The organism is Streptomyces sp. NPDC059695 (assembly GCF_042733785.1).
GTDB lineage: Bacteria > Actinomycetota > Actinomycetes > Streptomycetales > Streptomycetaceae > Streptomyces.
This window is the reverse complement of the sequence record NZ_JBHWFF010000014.1, coordinates 151,920-171,906: the sequence shown is the minus strand read 5'-3', so window position 1 is coordinate 171,906 and position 19,987 is coordinate 151,920. Positions and strand designations below refer to the sequence as shown.

At 74.3% G+C, this 19,987-nt stretch carries 16 protein-coding genes and 1 pseudogene; 7 read left to right on the top strand and 10 right to left on the bottom strand.

Annotated features, from left to right (window positions below):
* Positions 1-19 precede the first annotated feature (19 nt).
* Both mycP and ACFV2S_RS19645 read right to left on the bottom strand, forming a co-directional pair.
* On the bottom strand, positions 20-1,204 hold the full coding sequence (gene mycP / locus ACFV2S_RS19650; RefSeq protein ID WP_385560318.1) for a type VII secretion-associated serine protease mycosin: 1,185 nt from the start codon (positions 1,202-1,204) through the stop codon (positions 20-22).
* Positions 1,201-2,460: a hypothetical protein gene (locus ACFV2S_RS19645; protein ID WP_385560315.1), complete on the bottom strand. Its 1,260-nt coding sequence runs from the start codon at positions 2,458-2,460 to the stop codon at positions 1,201-1,203. Before ACFV2S_RS19645 ends, mycP begins: the two co-directional genes overlap by 4 nt.
* Positions 2,461-2,568: 108 nt before the next feature.
* On the opposite strand from ACFV2S_RS19645, the gene ACFV2S_RS19640 reads away from it, so the two are divergent.
* Positions 2,569-3,771 carry an amino acid deaminase/aldolase gene (locus ACFV2S_RS19640; protein WP_385560311.1) on the top strand — a complete coding sequence of 401 codons (1,203 nt, stop codon included), beginning with the start codon at positions 2,569-2,571 and terminating at the stop codon, positions 3,769-3,771.
* Here ACFV2S_RS19640 and ACFV2S_RS19635 read toward each other — a convergent pair.
* The 4 genes from ACFV2S_RS19635 to ACFV2S_RS19620 all read right to left on the bottom strand — a co-directional run bounded on the left by ACFV2S_RS19635 (position 3,768) and on the right by ACFV2S_RS19620 (position 8,661).
* Positions 3,768-5,036 (bottom strand): haloacid dehalogenase-like hydrolase, encoded by a 1,269-nt coding sequence (locus ACFV2S_RS19635; RefSeq protein WP_385560308.1) that lies wholly within the window; start codon positions 5,034-5,036, stop codon positions 3,768-3,770. The genes ACFV2S_RS19640 and ACFV2S_RS19635 overlap by 4 nt on opposite strands.
* An 81-nt stretch (positions 5,037-5,117) precedes the next feature.
* On the bottom strand, positions 5,118-5,903 hold the full coding sequence (locus ACFV2S_RS19630; RefSeq protein WP_383694980.1) for a 3-oxoacyl-ACP reductase: 786 nt from the start codon (positions 5,901-5,903) through the stop codon (positions 5,118-5,120).
* 5 nt (positions 5,904-5,908) lie between these two features.
* Positions 5,909-7,273 (bottom strand): aldehyde dehydrogenase family protein, encoded by a 1,365-nt coding sequence (locus ACFV2S_RS19625; protein WP_385560304.1) that lies wholly within the window; start codon positions 7,271-7,273, stop codon positions 5,909-5,911.
* Between the two features lie 23 nt (positions 7,274-7,296).
* The gene (locus ACFV2S_RS19620; RefSeq protein ID WP_385560301.1) at positions 7,297-8,661 is read right to left on the bottom strand and encodes a glutamine synthetase family protein; all 1,365 of its coding nucleotides are present in this window, start codon (positions 8,659-8,661) and stop codon (positions 7,297-7,299) included.
* Between the two features lie 89 nt (positions 8,662-8,750).
* Here ACFV2S_RS19620 and ACFV2S_RS19615 point away from each other — a divergent pair, with 89 nt between their 5' ends.
* From ACFV2S_RS19615 to ACFV2S_RS19605, 3 genes are all read left to right on the top strand, one after another.
* On the top strand, positions 8,751-9,479 hold the full coding sequence (locus tag ACFV2S_RS19615; protein WP_385560298.1) for a FadR/GntR family transcriptional regulator: 729 nt from the start codon (positions 8,751-8,753) through the stop codon (positions 9,477-9,479).
* 116 nt (positions 9,480-9,595) lie between these two features.
* On the top strand, positions 9,596-11,029 hold the full coding sequence (gene eat, locus ACFV2S_RS19610) for an ethanolamine permease (RefSeq protein ID WP_383798562.1): 1,434 nt from the start codon (positions 9,596-9,598) through the stop codon (positions 11,027-11,029).
* Positions 11,030-11,057: 28 nt separating this feature from the next.
* The gene (locus ACFV2S_RS19605) at positions 11,058-11,738 is read left to right on the top strand and encodes a gamma-glutamyl-gamma-aminobutyrate hydrolase family protein (RefSeq protein ID WP_385560294.1); all 681 of its coding nucleotides are present in this window, start codon (positions 11,058-11,060) and stop codon (positions 11,736-11,738) included.
* A gap of 203 nt (positions 11,739-11,941) precedes the next feature.
* On the opposite strand, the gene ACFV2S_RS19600 is transcribed toward ACFV2S_RS19605, so the two are convergent.
* Positions 11,942-13,372 (bottom strand): purine-cytosine permease family protein, encoded by a 1,431-nt coding sequence (locus ACFV2S_RS19600; RefSeq protein ID WP_385560291.1) that lies wholly within the window; start codon positions 13,370-13,372, stop codon positions 11,942-11,944.
* Positions 13,373-13,441: 69 nt separating this feature from the next.
* Between ACFV2S_RS19600 and ACFV2S_RS19595 the strand changes: the two are divergent.
* Both ACFV2S_RS19595 and ACFV2S_RS19590 read left to right on the top strand, forming a co-directional pair.
* Positions 13,442-14,062 (top strand): annotated as a pseudogene (locus ACFV2S_RS19595) (TetR/AcrR family transcriptional regulator); the annotation flags it as partial.
* Positions 14,063-14,334: 272 nt separating this feature from the next.
* Entirely contained in the window at positions 14,335-15,960 is a 1,626-nt protein-coding gene (locus ACFV2S_RS19590; RefSeq protein WP_385560288.1) for an amidohydrolase, read from the top strand.
* A 393-nt stretch (positions 15,961-16,353) separates the two neighbouring features.
* On the opposite strand, the gene ACFV2S_RS19585 is transcribed toward ACFV2S_RS19590, so the two are convergent.
* Complete coding sequence (locus ACFV2S_RS19585; RefSeq protein ID WP_385560285.1) at positions 16,354-17,355, bottom strand: LysR family transcriptional regulator; 1,002 nt, start codon at positions 17,353-17,355, stop codon at positions 16,354-16,356.
* Positions 17,356-17,425: 70 nt separating this feature from the next.
* Between ACFV2S_RS19585 and ACFV2S_RS19580 the strand changes: the two genes are divergently transcribed.
* Positions 17,426-18,586: a TDT family transporter gene (locus ACFV2S_RS19580; protein ID WP_385560282.1), complete on the top strand. Its 1,161-nt coding sequence runs from the start codon at positions 17,426-17,428 to the stop codon at positions 18,584-18,586.
* Here ACFV2S_RS19580 and ACFV2S_RS19575 read toward each other — a convergent pair.
* Together ACFV2S_RS19575 and ACFV2S_RS19570 are read right to left on the bottom strand one after the other, a co-directional pair.
* Positions 18,513-19,229 (bottom strand): helical backbone metal receptor, encoded by a 717-nt coding sequence (locus ACFV2S_RS19575; RefSeq protein WP_385560429.1) that lies wholly within the window; start codon positions 19,227-19,229, stop codon positions 18,513-18,515. The two genes, ACFV2S_RS19580 and ACFV2S_RS19575, sit on opposite strands and share 74 nt — an antisense overlap.
* A 13-nt stretch (positions 19,230-19,242) precedes the next feature.
* Entirely contained in the window at positions 19,243-19,794 is a 552-nt protein-coding gene (locus tag ACFV2S_RS19570) for a helix-turn-helix domain-containing protein (RefSeq protein WP_383795692.1), read from the bottom strand.
* Positions 19,795-19,987: the final 193 nt, after the last annotated feature.

Genomic DNA, 19,987 nt, shown 5'->3' with positions numbered 1-19,987 from the left:
GCCGGGTCCTGACCCCTGACTAGGAGGTCCGGTGGGCGCGCCGGAGTACCACGGCGGTGAGGAGGAGCAGCGCGCCGAGTCCGCCGGCCACGGGGGCGAGCAGGCCCAGGGGACGGCTCTCCTCCACGGCGGGGACGGGTCCGGGTCCGAAGTGGCCGGCCCGGTAGCCGGTGACGGTGTCCTTGGGGTCGCCGCCCTTGATCCGGCGGCCGGCGGCGATCGCGGCGGCCGGGTCGACCGTGCCGTACCCCTTGGCGTCGCTGCGTCCGCCCTTCGGCCGGTTCCGTGCCGTGTCGATGAGGAGCCGCTTGATCTGGGCGGGGGTGAGGTCCGGGTGCGCCGAGCGGACGAGGGCGACGGCCCCGGAGACGAAGGCGGCGGCGGCGCTGGTGCCCCAGCCCTCGTAGTAGCGGCGGTCGGGGTCGGCGATCACGATGTCGTCGCCGGGGGCGCTGACGGTGGCGTACCAGCGGCGGGTGGAGAAGGCGGCGTGGGTGCCGTAGCGGTCGACGGCGGTGACCGCGATGACGCCGGGGTAGGCGGCCGGGTACGAGATGTGGTCGCCCTTCTCGCCGCCGTTGCCCGCCGAGGCGACGACGGAGACTCCCTTGCCGAGGGCGTACTGGACGGCGGCGTCCTCGCCCGCGTCGGGATGGGCGGACTTGGAGTCGTCGCCGAGGGAGAGGTTGATGACGTCGGCGCCGTGGTCGGCGGCCCAGCGGATGCCTTCGGCGAGGGCGGTGCCCCGGCTCTTGCGGGCCTTGTCGCGGGCCTTGTCGGTGGACTCCAGGATGACCCGGACGGGGAGGATGCGGACGTCGGGGGCGACGCCGAGGACGCCGTCCTGGTCGCCGGGGCCGTGGCCGTGCCCGGCGATGATCCCGGCCATGGCGGTGCCGTGCCGGGCCCAGGCGCGGTCGCCCCGCGCGGCGCCGAAGCCGATGAGGTCGCGTCCGGCCAGCACCGAGCCGGCGAGGTCCGGATGGTCGGCGTCGACGCCCGTGTCGAGGACGGCGACGGTGATGCCCTTGCCCCGGGTGGTGCGCCAGGCCTCGGTGGTGTGGAGGGCTTCGAGGCCCCACTGGCGGGCCCGGATGGTGTCGGCGTGCGCGGGGGCGGTGGTGGCGGGCAGGACGGAGAAGGCGGCGGCGAGCAGGGCGACCGCGCCGCCGCGGGCCCGGCGGCGGTGGAGGGGTCGGGTCACCGGGCGGTCTCCTTGGCGGCCGTGGTGGCGGCCGTGCGCAGCAGCCGTACGAGGCGTTCCGTGATGCCCTTGGCCTCGTGGCCGAGGCCGGACTGGGCGACGGCTTCGGGGCGCCCCGCGGCGATGGCCGCTTCGGCGGGCACGGGGCCGCCGTCGATCGTCCGGCCGTCGGCGAAGCCGGAGACGGCGGTGACGACGACGGGGAGGTCGGCGGGGGCGTTCAGCCACCAGGCGGCGCGCTGCGGGGCGCCGAAGCGTTCGGCGACGGTGCCGGGTCCGGCGAGGGCCGGGGGGACGTCCGTGCCGAGGCGGGTGGTGAGGTCCTTGCCGAGGGTGCGCTGGGTGGTGGCCTCGGCACGGGTGAAGACGAGCCCGACGGTGATCACGCTGCTGGCGGTGGCGTCGGTGTAGGTGGCGCGCAGGACGCGCTCGCAGCCGAGGGGCTCGGCGGTGGCGAGGAGGCCCTTGGCGAGCACGGCGGTGGTGCAGGGGGCGTCCGGGGCGACGACGATCCGGGTCCAGGTGCGGTCGGCGCCGCCGGGGCCGGCGCCGGGGCCGGCGAGGGTGCGCGGGAAGAGGGTGTCGACGGGGGCGTTGTGCCAGAGGTCCTTCGCCTCGGTGTAGCCGACGGGTTCGGCGGGCTCGCCGGGTTCGGCGGCGGCCAGCCACACACCGGCGAGGGCGCCCCCGACGAGCCCGAACCCGAGCACGGCGCAGGCGGCGACCGCGAGGGTCCGCCCGGGACGGCGCTCCCGCACGGGGCGCAGCCGCGTCGTGGTCTCGACGGGCACCTCGGGCGGCAGGGCACCGGGGCCGGCGGAGCGGGCGTACGGGGGGAGGGGCTGCGGGCGCGGGGAGTCGGTGGCGGCGGCCGCCCCGGCGTACGGGACGGGACGCCCGGCGCCGACGGGCCCGCCGGCGGGGGCGGTCGTGGGCCGGGGCGGGGCGGGCAGGGGGCCGGCGGGTCCGGCCGTCGGCCGGGGCGGGGCGGCCGCGGGACGGGCGGGTGCGGCAGCGGGCCGGGCGGCCGGCGGTGCGGGGGGCGCAGGGGCCGGGGGCGCGAGGACGGGCGGCGCAGGGGCGGGGGGCGCGAGGACCGGCGGCGCGGGGGTGGGCCGTGGGGCCGGGGGCGGGTCCTGCGGCGTGATCGGGCGGAGGCGGGTCGTCGTCTCCACCGCGGGGAGGTCCGTCGTCTCCGGGGCCGGGAGCAGGGCGTCCGTGATGCGGGAGGTCGTGGCGCGGTGCTCGCCGGTCATCCCCGTCCCCCCGCTCGTGTCGACAATGCCCGTCACTCTACGGGCTGTTCCCCCACGCGCGGGAACTCAGGGGTACCCACCCGCAAACCGGTCTGGCAAGCTCGGGCCATGACTCCCCGTGCCGCCGACCGGGCCCGTTACGACCGGGCCACCGCTCATCTGGACGCGCCCGTGGCGATCGTCGACCTGGAGGCCTTCGACGACAACGCGACGGACCTCGTGCGCCGGGCCGGGGGCAAGCCGATCCGGGTGGCGAGCAAGTCCGTGCGGTGCCGGGCGCTGCTCGAACGGGTCCTGGCGCGGGACGGCTTCGCCGGGATCATGTCGTTCACGCTCGACGAGTCGCTGTGGCTGGCGCGGGCCGGGTTCGAGGACGTCCTCCTCGCGTACCCCTCGGCCGACCGTTCCGGGTTCGGGGAGCTCGCGCGGGACCCGAAGCTCGCCGCCGCCGTGACGGTGATGGTGGACGACGTGGCGCAGCTCGACCTGATCGACGCGGCCCGCGCGGGCGGGGCGGAGGAGGTGCGGGTCTGTCTGGAGATGGACACCGCGCTCCGGCTGCTCGGCGGGCGGGTGCGGGTCGGGGCGCTGCGCTCGCCGTTGCGGACCCCGGCCGAGCTGGCCGAGCTGGCCCGTTCCGTGGTGCGGCGCCCCGGTTTCCGGCTGGTCGGGATCATGGCGTACGAGGGCCATGTCGCCGGGGTCGGGGACGCGGTGGCGGGCCGGCCGCTGCGGTCGCGGGCGATCCGGCTGATGCAGTCCGCCGCCCGCGGGGAGCTGGCGGAGCGCAGGGCGGCCGTGGTGCGGGCCGTCCGGGCGGTGGCGCCGGACCTGGAGTTCGTGAACGGCGGCGGGACCGGCAGCGTGCAGCACACGGCCGCCGAGGACGCGGTGACGGAGATCGCCGCCGGGTCGGGCCTCTTCGTGCCGCGCCTCTTCGACAACTACACGTCCTTCAGCGGGCGCCCGGCCGCGCTCTTCGCGCAGCCGGTGGTCCGTCGTCCGGGGCTGGGCGTGGTGACGGTCCTCGGCGGCGGCTATCCGGCGTCGGGTGCCGCGGGCCGGGACCGGCTGCCCGTCCCGTATCTGCCGGAGGGGCTCCGGTACGACCCCCAGGAGGGTCCCGGCGAGGTGCAGACCCCGCTGCTCGGCTCCCCCGCCGACGATCTGCGGATCGGCGACAAGGTCTGGTTCCGGCACGCGAAGGCCGGGGAGCTGTGCGAGCGGTTCGAGAGCCTGCACCTGGTCGAGGGCGATCGCGTGACGGCGACCGTGCCCACGTACCGGGGCGAGGGGATGACCTTCCTCTAGAACACCGTGTCCAGCTGGTCCGGGACGATGCTGCCGTCGGCGCGCCGGACCGGCTGCGCCGTGCCGTCGCCGGCCGTGTAGCCGGTGGTGGAGCAGGGGTAGGCGCTCGTCTTCTGCTTCTTCGGCTCGATGAACATGGGGTTGACGAGCCAGCGCCCGTCGCCGTTCTCGTACGCCCGGCACATGAGTTCGTTCTTGTTGCGGTTGAGGACCAGGCGCAGTCCCGTGGCGTCCCGCAGGAAGGAGATGTCGGTGTCGGAGTCTCCGGCGGCGAAGACCTGACGGCGGGCCGCGGACTGGACGCGCTCGGCGGCGGGACCCCGGACGCCGAAGATCTCCTGGTTGATCCAGCAGCGCTTGCCGTCGATGTAGGTGATCATCGCGTCCTCGCCGTCCCGGACGGTGCCGCAGCCCTTGAGGTGGCTGGTGAGGCGGCCGTGGTCGGTGGTGTTGCGGATGCCGAGGGCGTGGGAGGGGTCGACGCCGACGCCCTTCGCCCAGACGTCGACGACGGGTTCGGGCGAGGCGGAGACGATCCAGACGTCGAAGCCGCCGTCCTTGAGGGTGCGGATCAGGTCGCGCTGCTGGTCGTAGTAGCGGACCCAGCCGGTGACCCGGGCCGTGCCGACCTGCTGGGTGGCGCCCTGCGGGGCGGCGAGGTTCTCGGCGCGGGCCGCGGCGGCGAAGGAGCTGACCTGGCGGGTGGTCCAGCCGTGCAGGAGCTGGGCGAGCCAGGCGTACTGGGGCTCGATGCGGCGGTGGTCGTAGCCGGCGAAGGCGGTCTTCCCGCCGGTGGTGGTGCCCGAGCCGTAGACGGAGAGGAGCTCGTCGGCGCAGCGGGTGTCGGTGGACGTGGGGAGGGTGCGGACGCCGGTGGGGCAGGCCGCGCCGAGGGCGGTCGCGGCCTCGGGGGTGAGGTACCGGCTGGTGGTGGACCAGTCGCCGCCCTTCGGGGGCCGGACGCGGTCGTTGCGCAGCAGCCAGTAGAAGGTGGCGTCGCCGACGTCGTTCTTGATGACGGTGTTGTCCCAGTCGAAGACCGCGACGGGCTTCCTGCCGCCCTTGTCGCGGTCCCCGCAGTGCTCGGCGACCAGGGCGTCGATGCGGGCCTTGTTGTCCCCGTGCCAGCCCTCGGAGACCTTCAGGGTGGGGCATCCGGCGGGCCCGGCCGGGGGGCGTGCCTCGGCGGCGGCCGCGGGGAGGAGGCCGGTGGCGGCGAGGGCGAGGGCGGCCGCCGCGGCGGAGGTGCGGAGCTTGTCGTTCATGATCACTCTCCTGGGTGTACGCAGGACAGCCGGGCGCCTAGCGACGCCCGGCTGTCGGGTGGGGGGATTCGAGGTGAACGGTTAGAGCGGGGTCACGTACGCGCCGGCGATGCCCCCGTCGACGACGAAGTCGCTGGCGTTGACGAAGGAGGAGTCGTCGCTGGCGAGGAAGGCGACGGCGGCGGCGATCTCCTCGGCCTCCGCGAAGCGGCCGACGGGGATGTGGACCAGGCGGCGCGCGGCCCGCTCGGGGTCCTTGGCGAACAGCTCCTGGAGGAGCGGGGTGTTGACGGGCCCGGGGCAGAGGGCGTTGACGCGGATGCCCTCGCGGGCGAACTGGACGCCCAGTTCGCGGGACATCGCGAGGACGCCGCCCTTGGACGCGGTGTACGAGATCTGGCTGGTGGCCGCGCCCATGAGGGCGACGAAGGAGGCGGTGTTGATGATGGAGCCCCTGCCCTGGCGGCGCATGTAGGGCAGCGCGGCCTTGCAGCAGAGGTAGACGGACGTGAGGTTGACGTCCTGGACGCGCTTCCAGGCCTCCAGGCCGGTCTCCAGGATCGAGTCGTCGTCGGGGGGCGAGATGCCGGCGTTGTTGAAGGCGATGTCGACGGAACCGTAGGTGTCGAACGCCGTCTTGAACAGCGCCTCGACCTCCTCCGGGTCGGTGACGTCGACCTTGACGAACGTGCCGCCGACCTCCTCGGCGGCGGCCTTGCCGGCCCGCTCGTCGATGTCGGCGCAGACGACGTTGGCGCCCTCGGAGGCGAGGCGGCGGGCGGTGGCGAGGCCGATGCCGCTGCCGGCTCCGGTGATGACGGCGGTGCGGCCGACGAGGCGGCGGCAGACGATCTCTTCGGTGCTCATGCGGTTCAGGCCTCCGTGCTGAGGAAGACGTTCTTGGTTTCGGTGAAGGCGGTCAGGGCGTCGGGGCCGAGTTCGCGGCCGAGGCCGGACTGCTGGTAGCCGCCGAACGGGGTCCAGTAGCGGACGCTGGAGTGCGAGTTGACGGAGAGGTTGCCGGCCCGGACGGCGCGGGAGGCGCGCAGGGCGCGGCCGACGTCACGGGTCCAGATCGAGCCGGACAGGCCGTACTCGGTGGCGTTGGCGAGGCGGATCGCGTCGGCCTCGTCCTCGAAGGGGAGGACGACGGCGACGGGTCCGAAGATCTCCTCGACGGCGCAGGGCGCGTCCTCGGCGACGCCGGTGAGGACGGTCGGCGGGAACCAGAAGCCGGGCCCCTCGGGTGCCTTGCCCCGGATGCCCGCTGCGTGCTCGGCGGCATCCGTGACGTACGAGCGGACGCGGTCGAGCTGGGCGCGGGAGATGAGGGGGCCCATCTGGGTGCGCTCGTCGGCGGGGTCGCCGACGACGATCTCCTCGATGGCGGGGGTGAGGAGCTCCAGGAAGCGGTCGTACGCGCTCCGCTGGACGAGGATCCGGGTGCGGGCGCAGCAGTCCTGGCCGCTGTTGTCGAGGAAGGACATCGGCGCCGCCGCCGCCGCGGCCTCCAGGTCCGCGTCGGCGAAGACGATGTTGGGGCTCTTGCCGCCGAGTTCGAGGGTGACCCGCTTCACCTGGTCGGCGCACTTCGCCATGATCGACTTTCCGACCCGGGTGGAGCCGGTGAAGACGATCTTGGCGATGCCGGGGTGCTCGACGAGGGCGTTCCCGGCGACCGGGCCGGTGCCGGGGAGGACCTGGAAGAGGCCTTCGGGGAGGCCGGCCTCCAGGGCGAGCTCGGCGAGGCGCAGCGCGGTGAGCGGGGTGGTCTCGGCCGGCTTGAGGAGGACGGCGTTGCCGGCGGCGAGGGCGGGCGCGGTGGCCCAGGCGGCGATCGGCATGGGGAAGTTCCAGGGGGCGATGACGCCGACGACCCCGAGCGGTTCGAGGATCGTGATGTCGAGGCCTCCGGCGACCGGGATCTGGCGGCCGTTGAGCCGCTCCACTCCCCCGGCGGCGAAGTCGAGCAGGTCGCGGACGTTGCCGGCCTCCCAGCGGGCGTTGCCGAGGGTGTGGCCCGCCTCGGTGACCTCCAGGCGGGCGAGCTCCTCGACGTGGTCGTCGACGACGGCGGCGAAGCGGCGGAGCAGCCGGGCCCGGTCGGCGGGCGCGGCGGCGGCCCAGCCGCGCTGGGCGGCCGTGGCGCGGGCGACGGCGGCGTCGACGTCGGCCGGGGTGGCGGCGGGGACGGTGGCGACGAGTTCCTCGGTCGCCGGGTTCAGTACCTGGAGCAACTCTTCCTCTTCTTTCGTCTTCGTCACAGGCGTTCGAAGGAGCGGCGCAGCTCCCAGTCGGTCACCGCCGCGTCGAAGGCGTCGAGTTCGACGCGGGCCATGTTGCGGTAGTGGGCGACGACCTCGGCCCCGAAGGCGGCCTTGGCGATCTCGCTGGTCTCCCAGAGTTCGGCGGCCTCGCGCAGGGTGGTGGGGACGTGCGCGTACTCGGCGGTGTAGGCGTTCCCGGTGCAGGGCGGGGGCAGTTCGAGGCGCTGCTCGATGCCGTGGAGGCCCGCGGCGACCAGGCCGGCGACGGCGAGGTACGGGTTGACGTCGCCGCCGGGGAGGCGGTTCTCGAAGCGGGTGGAGCGGCCGTGGCCGACGACCCGGAGGGAGCAGGTGCGGTTGTCGTGGCCCCAGGCGACGGCGGTGGGCGCGAAGGAGCCGGGCTGGAACCGCTTGTAGGAGTTGATGTTCGGGGCGTAGAGGAGGGAGAAGTCGCGGAGGGCGGCGAGCTGTCCCGCGAGGAAGTGCCGCATGGTCTCGGACATCCCGTGGGGGTCGTCGCCGGCCATCACGTTGTGCCCGTCGGCGTCCTGGAGCGAGAGGTGGATGTGACAGGAGTTGCCCTCGCGCTCGTTGTACTTCGCCATGAAGGTGAGCGAGCAGCCCTCCTGGGCGGCGATCTCCTTGGCGCCCGTCTTGTAGACGGCGTGCCCGTCGCAGGTGGCGAGGGCCTCGTCGTACTTGAAGGCGATCTCGTGCTGGCCGGGGTTGCACTCGCCCTTGGCGGACTCGACGGTGAGTCCGGCGCCGGTCATCTCGTTGCGGATGCGGCGCAGGAGGGGTTCGATGCGTCCGGTACCGAGGACGGAGTAGTCGATGTTGTACTGGTTGGCGGGGGTGAGGCCGCGGTAGTTCGCGTCCCACGCCTCCTCGTAGCTGTCCCTGAAGACGATGAACTCGAGCTCGGTGCCGACGTGGGCCGTGAGGCCGAGCTCCGCGAGGCGCTCCAGCTGGCGCCGGAGGATCTGGCGGGGCGCGGCGACGACCGGGGTGCCGTCGGCCCAGGCGAGGTCGGCGGTCACCATGGCGGTGGCGTCGTTCCAGGGAAGGCGGCGGAGGGTGGTGAGGTCGGGGTGCATCGCGAAGTCGCCGTAGCCGCGGTCCCACGAGGACATCTCGTAGCCGTCGACGGTGTTCATCTCGGTGTCGACGGCGAGGAGGTAGTTGCAGCCCTCGGTGCCGTGGCCGAGGACCTCGTCCAGGAAGAACGGTGCGGCGAACCGCTTGCCCTGGAGGCGTCCCTGCATGTCGGGGAAGGCCAGGACGACGGTGTCGATCTCGCCGCTCGCGACGAGGGCGCGGAGCTCCTCGACGGTGAGCGGGGGTGTGCGGTCTGCCACGGGATTGCTCCTCCTTCGGCCTGCCGGGAGCCATAAGGTATTGCGGAAGACCATTGCTTGGGAAGTGCTGGAGGAAGGGAAACGAGAACGTGGCCAGTACGAGTGAATCGGCGGACCGGCTGACGCCCGTGCTGCGGCCGGTGCGGGCGGGCAACGGGTTCGAGGAGGCCCTGGAGCAGATCCTCCAGGTGGTGCGGCTCGGCCTGGTGCCCGGCGGGGAGCGGCTGCCCGCCGAGCGGGAGCTCGCCGAGCGGATGGGGATCAGCAGGGTGACCCTGCGCGAGGTCCTCAAGGTCCTCCAGGAGCAGGGGCTCGTGGAGAGCCGGCGCGGCCGGTACGGCGGGACGTTCGTGCTGCCCCGGCCGCAGACGGCCGACGAGGACGAGCTGCGGCGCCGGATCGCCACCGTCGACATGGAGGACACGCTGCGCTTCCGTGAGGTCCTGGAGGTGGGGGCCGCCGGGCTGTGCGCGGCCCACGGCCTGGACGCGGCGGGTGCCGAGCGGCTGCGGACGGCCGTCGCGGCGACCCACGACGCCCCGCTGGCCGATTACCGCCGTCAGGACACCCTGCTCCACCTCACGCTCGCGGAGCTCTCCGGCTCGCCGACGCTGACGGCCCAGTACGCCGCCGTCCGCGCGACGGTGAACGACCTGCTGGACTGCATCCCCCTGCTCGTACGCAACCTGGAGCACTCCCAGCACCAGCACACCGCCCTAGTGGAGGCCGTCCTCGACGGGGACGCGGACGCGGCGCGCGAGGTGATGCGGGAGCACTGCGCGGGCACGGCGGCGCTGCTGCGGGGCTTCCTGACCTGAGCCGCGCGCCGCCCGGCGTAACCCGAAAGTAACGCACGGGGGTTGCGCTCCCCCGTCGGCCACCGCAAAGGTATGGCTCCAATCCATTGGGCCCGTTGCGGGGAGCTGACGCTGCCATGACGCTCGAAGACACCACGCCGACGAAGGACGACTATCTGGAGCGCCGGGCACTGCGCCGCGGCAGCGCCGGGTGGCTGCTGCTGACCGGTCTCGGCGTGGCGTACGTCGTGTCCGGAGATTTCTCCGGCTGGAACATCGGCCTGTCGAAGGGCGGCTTCGGCGGCCTCGCCGTCGCCACCGTCCTGATGGGCGCGATGTACGCCTGCCTGGTCTTCGCGCTGGCCGAGCTCTCCGCCATCCTGCCCACCGCGGGCGGCGGCTACGGCTTCGCCCGCCGGGCGCTGGGCACCTGGGGCGGCTTCCTCACCGGCACCGCGATCCTCATCGAGTACATCCTCGCCCCCGCCGCGATCTCCATCTTCATCGGCGACTACGTGGAGTCCCTCGGGCTCTTCGGCCTGGAGTCCGGCTGGCCCGTCTACCTCGTCTGCTTCGCCCTCTTCATCGGCATCCACCTGTGGGGCGTGGGCGAGGCGCTGCGCTTCAGCCTGATCGTCACGGCGATCGCCGTCGCGGCCCTGGTCGTCTTCGCGCTCGGCGCGTTCACCGACTTCCACGTGGACGGCCTGAACGACATCCCCGTCGACGGCGAGGCCTTCGGCTCGAACTCCTGGCTGCCCTTCGGGCTCCTCGGGATCTGGGCCGCCTTCCCCTTCGGCATGTGGTTCTTCCTCGGCGTCGAGGGCGTGCCGCTCGCCGCCGAGGAGGCGAAGGACCCGGTGCGGTCGATGCCGAGGGCGCTCGCGATCGCCATGGGGATCCTGGTGCTCCTCGCCGTCATGACCTTCTTCGCCGCCACCGGGGCCCGCGGTTCGGCCGCCGTCCAGGAGGCCGGCAACCCGCTGGTCGTGGCGCTCCAGGGCGACGGGGACCCGACGGCGCTCAGCCGCTTCGTGAACTACGCCGGCCTCGCCGGCCTGGTCGCGTCCTTCTTCTCCCTCATCTACGCCGGCTCGCGACAGCTGTTCGCCCTCTCCCGGGCGGGCTACCTGCCCCGGTTCCTCTCCCTGACCAGCCGCCGCAAGTCGCCCTACCTGGGCCTCCTCATCCCGGGCGCCATCGGCTTCGCGCTCGCCGCCGGGACCGGGAACGGGGCCCGGATGCTGAACATCGCGGTCTTCGGCGCCACCATCTCGTACGCGCTGATGGCGCTCTCCCACATCGTGCTGCGCCGCCGCGAGCCGGGACTGCACCGGCCGTACCGCACGCCCGGCGGGATCGTGACCTCCTCGGTGGCCTTCGTCCTGGCCCTCTCGGCGCTGGTCGCGACCTTCCTGGTGGACCGGACGGCGGCGTTCATGGCGCTCGGGGTGTACGTGATCGCCCTCGCCTACTTCGCGTTCTACAGTCGGCACCATCTGGTGGCCAGGGCGCCCGAGGAGGAGTTCGCGGCGCTCGCCGCGGCCGAGGCCGAACTCGAACGCGACTGATGTCCCTTCCCTTCCTGGAGGAAGTTCCGTGACCAAGCCGCTCATCGGCGTGACCACCTACCTGGACCAGGCGCGCTGGGGGGTGTGGGACATGACCGCCGCGCTGCTCCCCGCCCCGTACCCGCGTCTGGTACGGGAGAGCGGAGGCCTCGCGGTGATGCTGCCGCCCGGCGGGCCCGAGGACGCGGCGGCGGTCGTGGCCCGGCTCGACGGCCTGGTGGTCGCGGGCGGGGCGGACGTCGAGCCCGTACGGTACGGGGCCGAGCCCGACCCCCGCACCGGCCCGCCGGCCCGCGCCCGGGACGGCTGGGAGCTGGCCCTGATCGACGCGGCCCTCGCCTCCGGCACCCCGCTGCTCGGCATCTGCCGGGGCATGCAGCTGCTGAACGTGGCGCTCGGCGGCACGCTGATCCAGCACCTGGACGGACACGTGGAGGCGGTCGGGGTGATCGGACGGCACGCGGTGAAGCCGGTGCCGGGGACGCGGTACGCCTCCCTGGTGCCCGAGCTCACCGAGGTGCCGACCTACCACCACCAGGCCGTGGACCGTCTGGGCACGGGCCTCGCGGCCTCGGCCCACGCGGAGGACGGCACGGTGGAGGCGGTGGAGCTGGCCGCGCCGGCCTGGGCGCTCGGGGTGCAGTGGCACCCGGAGATGGGCGAGGACCTGCGCGTGATGCGGGGCCTCGTGGAGGCGGCGGCGGGCTAGCGTCCCGCGGATGGAGGAGCGGGGCGACCGGGGTGGGCTCCGGTCGCCCCGCGGCATGAGGGGGGCCGGGAGGTGGTCACTCCGGCCCGCGGCTCGGGGCGGTGAACCCCGGTCCGCGACTCGGGGCGGCGACCTCCGGCCGGCGATTCGGGGCGGTGACCCCCGGTCCGCGGCTCCGGAGGTGGTGGCCTCCGCCGCGTGGCTCAGCTCGTCGCCGCCACCGCGCGGCGGCCGAGGAGCGCGTACAGCCCCGAGGCGACGGCCATGCCGACCGGCAGGGAGAGGTCGGCGCCGCCGAGCGCCGAGGCGACCGGGCCCGTGTAGAGGGTGTTGACGCACAGGGCAGCCGTGGCCACGCCCACGACGAGCGCGAGGGCACCCGCCCGGTTCACGCCGCCGGTGAACCAGAAGGCGCTGCCGGGGGTCTCGTCCGAGAGCGCCCGGCCGTCGTAGCGGTTGCGGCGCAGGAGGATGTCCGTGGCGTAGACGGCCATCAGGGGGCCGCTCAGGACGACGATCACCTGGAGGGCGTTGCTGACGGTGTCCAGGAAGTTGGAGACGAGCAGGCCGTAGAGGGTGAGCGCGACCGCGACGGTGCCGTCGAAGAGGACGCTGACGGTGCGCCGGACGCGCAGGCCGACGGCCTGGAGGGCGAGTCCGGCGCTGTAGGCGGTCAGGGCGTTGATGGAGATCGTGCCGAGGACCAGGGCCAGCAGGAAGACGGGCACGAACCAGCCCGGCAGGATCCCCTGGAGCGCGTCCTGGGGGTCCGTCATGTCGACGGCGGTGGCGGCGAAGGCGCCGAGCGAACAGACCACGACGCTGGGGACGAAGGCGCCGAGCGCGGTCCAGCCGATGATCGCCTTCTTCGAGGCCGTACGGGGCAGGTAGCGGGAGAAGTCGGCGCTCGTCGTGTACGAGAGCGGGCCCGAGGCGATCATCGTGGTGCCCGCGAGGAGCAGGGTCCAGAGCGCGACGCCGCGGGCCGGCTCGGCGGGGGTGTACGAGAAGTCGGCGTGCTTGAAGACCGCCAGCGCGACGACGGTGAAGGCACCCGCCAAAGCCAGGGTGATCGGCAGGTACAGCTTGATGATCAGGGCGTGGCCGTAGACGCTGATCGCGAGGGTGAGCGCGGCGATGACGACGATGACCGTCACCTCGATGGGGACGTTCACGGTGATCCCGGCCTTCTCGACGAGCGCGAAGGCGGCGGTCGCGGCGGCGGCGAGGTTGAGCGCGAAGTAGCACACGGAGACCAGCCAGCCGCCGATCGCGTTGTTCACCCGGTTGCCGATCACGCCGTAGAGGGCGCGGGTGATCACCTCGCTGGGCGCTCCCGCGGCCGGTCCCGAGGTGGCGAGGAGCCCGGTCAGCACCCAGAACAGGTTGCCCACGACGATCACGCCGACGGCCTGCCAGAGGCTCAGGCCCATCAGGACGAGGGCTCCGCCGATGACGAGGCTGAGGTAGTTGACGTTCGCCGCGGCCCACACGGAGAAGAGCTCGCGCGGATGACCGTGGCGCTCGCTGTCGGGGATGTGATCGATGCCGTGGGCCTCGATGCGGCCGGGGCGGTCGGCCGGCGGGGTGACCTCGGCGCGAACGGCGCCGTCGTCGGGGATCGTGGAAGCCATGCGGCCCTCCGGATGCGTGTGGTGCCCACCTGGTTGCTTATTGGTCGCACACTCAATAGCATCGCCGGTATGCCGTCAAGCGTCCAGCGCAAGAGAATTCGGAAAACTCCCGAAGCCCGTAGGGCGGAGATCGTGGAGACCGCGGCCCGGGTCGCCCTGACCGAGGGCCTGGAGTGCGTCACGCTCCGGCGGATCGCCGACGAGCTCGCCGTACGCCCCGGTCTGATCAGCCACTACTTCCCGTCGGCGGAGGACCTGGTCGCCGAGGCGTTCAGCGTCGCCGCCACCGGCGAGCTCGACGCCCTGCTGCCCGCCGACCGCCCCGACGGCACCCCCACGCAGTACCTCGCGCGCTACTTCGCCCTCTCGGCCGGAGAGGCGTACGACGACATCAGCCGCCTGTGGATCAACGCCCGGCACCTCAGCCGCTACCGGCCCGTGCTGCGCGACCGGGTCTCCACGCAGGAGCTCGCCTCCGACGACCGCATCGAGGGACTCATCCGCGAGGGCGTCGAGCGGGGCGAGTTCCGGACGGACGACCCGCGCGCGGCGGCAATCCACATCCTGGTGGTCCTCGACGGCCTCGGCTCCCACGCCAACACGGACCGGAGCAACGTGCCGGAGGCGGTGGCGCGCATGGCGGTGACGACGGCGGAGAGGGAACTCGGCCTGCCGTACGGCGCCTTGACCGAGGTGACGCTGCCGGCCGGGTGGGCGGGGGTCGAGGGGTCCGAGGGGTCCGAGGGGTCTTTGGAGTCCAAGGAGTCCAACGGGTCCTTGGAGGCCAAGGGGTCCGAAGAGTCCGAAGAGTCCGAGGAGCCCGAGGAGTCCGCGCCGCAGTGACGGCGGGGCGCGACCACGACCGCCGACCGATCCACACGCCACCCCCACCCCTTCACCCCCTCACCCACCCCACCCCACCCCACCCCATCTCCCCCCATCCGCGATCTTCTGGAGCCATCGTGCGCACCCGACTCGTCCTGCTCTCCGCCCGTCTGCTCGACCCCGGCACGGGGGCGTTCCTGCCGGAGACCGCGCTCGCCGTCTCCGACGACGGCCGGATCTCCGCCCTGGGCGACGACCACGAGATCCGGGAGCTGGCCGGTCCGGCGACGACCGTCGTCGACCTCAAGGGGTCGGTCGTCACGCCCGGCCTCGTCGACGGCCACCTGCACCCGGTGTCGGGCGCCGAACTGAGCCACGGCCTCGACCTGTCGTACTGCGCGGACGTCGACGACGTACAGGAGGCACTGGCGCGCGAGGTGCGGAACCTCGACCGGGGCCAGTGGCTGTTCGGCTGGGGTCTGGACCCGAACGTCTTCGGCGACCTGCCCGTCGGCACCGCGCCGTTCGACACCGTGCTCGACGGTGTGCCGGCGTTCCTGCTGCTCTTCGACGCCCACTCGGCCCTCGCCAGCCGCAGGGCCCTGGAACTCGCCGGGGTCGACGGCCCCCGCACCTTCGACCAGGCCTCCGCCGAGGTCGTCTGCGACGCCGACGGACGCCCGACCGGGCTCCTCCAGGAGGACGCCGCCTGCGAGCTGGTCGAGCGGGTCGCTCCCAAGCCGACGCGCGAGGAGAGCCGGCAGCGGCTCGCGGCGGCGCTGCGGTCGATGGCGGCGGCGGGCCTCACCGGCGGTCACGCGATGGACGCCAACGGCGACAGCCTCGCCCTGTACGGGGAGCTCGACGCGGCCGGTGAGCTGCCGCTGCGGCTCCGGGTCGCCCCCTGGTGCCAGCCGGGCACCGACGAGCAGGGCGTACGGGAGCTGATCGCCCTCCAGGGCACCGGCGGCGAGCTCTGGCGGGTCGCCGGCGTGAAGCTCTTCATGGACGGGACGATCGACAACGGCACGGCGTGGCTGGAACGCCCCGACTGCCACGGCGAGTCCACGCACGCGTTCTGGCCGGACCCCGAGGCGTACACCCGGATCATCGGGGAGCTGCACCGGGCGGGCGTGGCCACCGCGACGCACGCCATCGGCGACGCGGCCGTACGGCACGTCCTCGACGCGGTCGAGAAGGCGCGGACCGGCGGGAGCGGGGTACGGCACCGGGTCGAGCACATCGAGACGGTGCCGGACGACACCCTGCGGCGGTTCGCGGAGCTGGGCGTCCTGGCGTCGATGCAGCCCACGCACTGCTGCGACTTCACCCGGGCCGACCACACCGACAACTGGTCGCGGCGCCTCGGCGAGGAGCGGGCCTCGCGCGCGTGGCGCTGCCGGGACCTGGCGGACTCGGGCGCCACGGTGGTCCTGGGCTCGGACTGGCCGATCGCGCCCTTCCCGCCGCTCGGCGTCATGGCCGGGGCGCGGCACCGGCGCCCGAGCCGTGACCTCGAGCAGGCGCCGCACGGACCGGAGCAGGCGCTCACGGCCCTGGAGGCGCTGCGGGGCATGACGACGGCGGCGGCGTACGCGGCGGGCGAGGAGCACGAGGCGGGGCGCCTGGCGGTCGGCTACCGCGCGGACCTGACGGCGCTGGGGGCGGACCCGCTGACCACTCCGGCGACGGAACTCCCGGACGTCCCGGTCCGCCTGACGACGGTGTCGGGCCGCGTGACGTTCCGCTCGACGGAGGTCTGACGCGGGGCGGTCCGTCGTGGGCGACGCCCGCTCCCGTTGTGGGCCCACGCCCCGCCGTTGTGGGCCCGCACCCCGCCCGTTGTGGGCAATCGTTCCGCTGGGGCGGAAGGGGTGGGCACAACGGACGGCGCCCCGTGCCGCGCCCAGGCTCCCGCGCCCTGACCCGCACCACCTGGTGCGGCACGCACGTGGTGCGGGTCCAGGCCCGGAACGCGGAGGCGCCGCTCAGCGCGCCGTCCCGTGTGCCCACCCGTCCCGCCCCAGCGGGACGATTGCCCACACGGGCAGCGGCCCGAGGCGCCACACGGGCGCGGGGCACCCCCGCCAGGCGCGGGCCCACACGGGGCGGCGGGGCACCGCCCCGCCAGGCGCGGGCCCGCACGGGCGTGGGCGTCAGCCGCGGGTCAGGGACAGCAGGTCACGGGCCGGGCCCGTCGGCCGGTGGCCCGTCGGCCAGACCGCGCGGAGGTCACGGCGGAGCAGTACCCCGGCCACCGGAATCGCGACGAGGCGGCGCGACGCCAGCTCCTCCGTGATCGCGAGCTCGCTGAGCACCGCGGGCCCGGCCCCGCTCACCGCCGCCGCCTTCACCGCCGTCGTGGAGGCGAGTTCCAGCAGCGGCTGCGCGAGCCCGCCGTGCGCGGAGAGCGCGGCGTCGAGGACCTGCCGGGTGCCCGAGCCGCGTTCCCTCAGGATCAGAGGGGTGGCGGCGAGCTCCGCCGGGTCGAGCGGGGCACGGCGCCGGGCCCAGGGGTGCGAGGGCGCGGCGACGACCGCGAGCCGGTCGTGCGCGACGACGGTCCCGTCGAGGCCGTCCGGGACGGCGAGGCCCTCGACGAAGCCGAGGTCGGCCTCGCCGGAGAAGAGGCGTTCGGCGACGGCCGCGGAGTTGCCGGCCTGGAGCGAGACCGCGGTGTCGGGCCGCTCGGCGCGCAGCGCGATCAGCCAGCCCGGCAGCAGGTACTCGGCGATCGTCATCGACGCGGCCACCCGCAGCCGGGAGTCCCGCCGCCCGCGCAGCGCCTGGGCGCCCGCGTCGAAGGCTTCGGCGGCCTCCACGATCCGCCGGGCCCAGTCGGTGACGAGGGCGCCCGCGTCGGTGAGCCGGGAGCCGCGTGGCGAGCGGTCGAGCAGGGCCACCCCGAGCTGGCGTTCCATGGAGCGGATGCGGCTGCTGGCGGCGGGCTGCGTGATGCCGACCTCGCGGGCGGCCGCGCCGAGGCTGCCGTGCCGGGCGACGGCGAGGAGCAGTTCGAGGGCGCCGAGGTCGGGGACCCGGTGGGAGAGGACCCGGTGGGACCCGGCGTCACGGGACCCGGCGTCACGGGACCCCGCCTCGCGGGACCCGGGCTCCCCGGAGAGGGGGGTCGGTGTCGTGCCCTGCTCACTGCTCATAAAGGCAGCTTATGGCCTCATAGCCACAACGTCCCTGGTCGGGGCCGTTCCGGCGCGAAACGATCGAGGCATGGCAAGCCTCGCACCTCCTCTCCCCGCTCTCCGCGCCACCACCCCCGGCGCCCGGGCGACCCGTTCCGTCCGTCACCTCGGACCCAACTGGTACGCCTCCGTGATGGGCACGGCCATCGTCGCCAACGCGGGCGCCGCACTCCCGGTGGACGTCCCCGGCCTCCGTACGGCCTGCGCCGCGGTCTGGGTCCTGTCGCTCGCGATGCTGCTCGGGCTGCTCACCGCGCGCGCCGCCCACTGGGTCCGGCACCGGGACCAGGCCCGCGCCCATCTCATGGACCCGGCGATGGCGCCGTTCTACGGCTGTCTGTCGATGGCGCTGCTGGCGGTCGGCGGTGGCGCGCTGATCGTGGGCCGGGACTGGATCGGGCTCCCGGCGGCCGTCGCCCTCGACACGGTCCTGTTCACCGCCGGAACGGTGATCGGCCTGGTGGCCGCGGTGGCCGTCCCGTACCTCATGGTGGTGCATCACCGGATCGAGAGCGCCTCGCCGGTGTGGCTGCTGCCGGTCGTCGCCCCCATGGTCTCCGCCGCGCTCGGACCCCTGCTCGTGCCCCATCTGCCCGCCGGGCAGGCTCAGCAGACCCTGCTGATCGGCTGCTACGCGCTGTTCGGCGTCAGCCTGCTCGCCACCCTGGTCATGCTGCCCCTGGTCTTCGGCCGGCTCGTCACCGGTGGCCCGCTGCCGCTCGCGCTGACCCCCACGCTCTTCCTGGTCCTCGGGCCTCTGGGCCAGTCGACGACCGCCGCGAACAAGTTCGCCGACACGGCCGTGGGCGTGCTGCCCGCCCCGTACGCGCACGGCTTCGCCGCCTTCGCCGTCCTCTACGGCGTGCCCGTGATGGGCTTCGCGCTGCTGTGGCTGGCGCTGGCCGGGGCGATGGTGCTGCGGGCCCGGCGGCAGGGCATGGGGTTCGCGATGACGTTCTGGGCGTTCACGTTCCCGGTAGGGACCTGTGTGACGGGCGCCGAGGGGCTGGCCCAGCACACCGGTCTGGCCGTGTTCCGGTGGCTCGCGATCGGTCTGTACGTGTTCCTCGTGGCGGCCTGGCTGGTGGCCGGTTTCCACACCCTGCGCGGGCTGTTCAGCGGTGCGCTGCTCGCAGGGCCCGGGACAGCGCCCGCGGGGCCTCGGCCAGCGACGGCCCGTACCAGGTGAGCATGCGCCCGTCGACGAGGGCGGCGGCGGTCCCGGGGAACGCCTCGGGGCCGTCGTCCCGCGTGAAGCGGTAGGGCTCGTCGGGCAGCACGACCAGGTCGGGCGCGGCGGCGCGCAGCTCGTCCAGGGGGATCCTCGGATAGCGCGCGTCGTGGTCCGCGTACAGGTTCCGGACGCCGAGGCGGGCGAGCAGGTCACCGGCGAAGGTGTCGCGGCCGAGGACCATCCACGGCCGCCGCCAGATCGGCACGACGGCGGTGCGCGGCGCCGGCGTGGTCACGGACTCCCAGGCGGCCTCGGCGTCCACCAGCCAGCGCGGCCGCCGGGTGGCGCCGCAGGCGGCGAGGACCCGCTCCAGCTCCCGCAGCCCCTCGTCGAGGGTGCGGATCTCCGTGACGAGGACGTCGAGTCCCGCTGCCCGGAGGGCGGCGAGGTCGGGGGCGCGGTTCTCCTCCTCGTTGGCGAGGACGAGGTCGGGCCGGAGCGCGGCGATCGCCGTCACGTCGGGGTTCTTGGTGCCGCCGACGCGGACGACGTCGAGGCCGGCGGGGTGGCTGCACCAGTCGGTCGCGCCGACGAGGGCGCCGGGGACGGTCACGGCGACGGCCTCGGTGAGGGACGGCACCAGGGAGACGACCCTCATCGGCACGGGGCCCTCACTCCTCCTCGGCCTCGACGTGTTCGGCGACGGCGACGACGAGGAGCCGGGTGCCGGGCTCGGTGGCGCGCCAGCGGTGCCGTACGCCGCCGGACAGGTAGAGCGTGTCGCCGCGGCCGAGCCGGTGGGCGCGGCCCTCGGCCTCGACCTCGGCGGCGCCGTCGGCCACGTACAGCAGCTCGTCGTTCCGGTGCTGGAACTCGCGCCCCGCGTCCTGCTCGCCGGTGAACTCCAGGGCGTGCAGCTGGTGGCGGCCCCGGACCAGGGTCCGGACGCCCGGCGGCATGCCCGGCGTCGGTTCCCCGGCCCGTACGACGTCGACGGTGCGGGAGGCCTCGGCGGCGGCGAGGAGTTCGCCGGCCGTGGTCTCCAGGGCCTCGGCGACGAGTTCGAGGGAGCGGCGGCTGGGGCGGGCGCGCTCGTTCTCGACCTGGCTGAGGAACGGCACGGAGAGGCCGCTGCGGGAGGCGACGACGGCCAGGGTCAGCTGGAGCGCTCTGCGGCGCCTCTTGACGGCCGCGCCCACGCGGGGGGCTTCCTTCTCGTCCATGTCGGCTCCCTCCCTCTGCTCGTACCGGTCGGTTACCTGAACCTTACGCAGCTTTGGGGCGGGGTTTCGCGTCGTGACGAAAAGGGGGGGGGGGGGGGGGCGGGAGGCGGGCACCCCCCCGAAGACCCGATAGCACACACCCGCCCGCGCAGCCACGGCCCCGGCAGGGGGGCGGGCGGTGGGCGCGCCGGGG

What these genes read in the sequence shown, in the direction of transcription:
- ACFV2S_RS19630 (WP_383694980.1), bottom strand. Translation starts at nt 5,903, where the DNA reads ATGAGCACCGAAGAGATCGTCTGCCGCCGCCTCGTCGGCCGCACCGCC.
- ACFV2S_RS19600 (WP_385560291.1), bottom strand. Translation starts at nt 13,372, where the DNA reads ATGGCTTCCACGATCCCCGACGACGGCGCCGTTCGCGCCGAGGTCACC.
- ACFV2S_RS19575 (WP_385560429.1), bottom strand. Translation starts at nt 19,229, where the DNA reads ATGAGGGTCGTCTCCCTGGTGCCGTCCCTCACCGAGGCCGTCGCCGTG.
- ACFV2S_RS19570 (WP_383795692.1), bottom strand. Translation starts at nt 19,794, where the DNA reads ATGGACGAGAAGGAAGCCCCCCGCGTGGGCGCGGCCGTCAAGAGGCGC.
- eat (WP_383798562.1), top strand. Translation starts at nt 9,596, where the DNA reads ATGACGCTCGAAGACACCACGCCGACGAAGGACGACTATCTGGAGCGC.
- ACFV2S_RS19585 (WP_385560285.1), bottom strand. Translation starts at nt 17,355, where the DNA reads ATGAGCAGTGAGCAGGGCACGACACCGACCCCCCTCTCCGGGGAGCCC.
- ACFV2S_RS19635 (WP_385560308.1), bottom strand. Translation starts at nt 5,036, where the DNA reads ATGAACGACAAGCTCCGCACCTCCGCCGCGGCGGCCGCCCTCGCCCTC.
- ACFV2S_RS19645 (WP_385560315.1), bottom strand. Translation starts at nt 2,460, where the DNA reads ATGACCGGCGAGCACCGCGCCACGACCTCCCGCATCACGGACGCCCTG.
- ACFV2S_RS19580 (WP_385560282.1), top strand. Translation starts at nt 17,426, where the DNA reads ATGGCAAGCCTCGCACCTCCTCTCCCCGCTCTCCGCGCCACCACCCCC.
- ACFV2S_RS19640 (WP_385560311.1), top strand. Translation starts at nt 2,569, where the DNA reads ATGACTCCCCGTGCCGCCGACCGGGCCCGTTACGACCGGGCCACCGCT.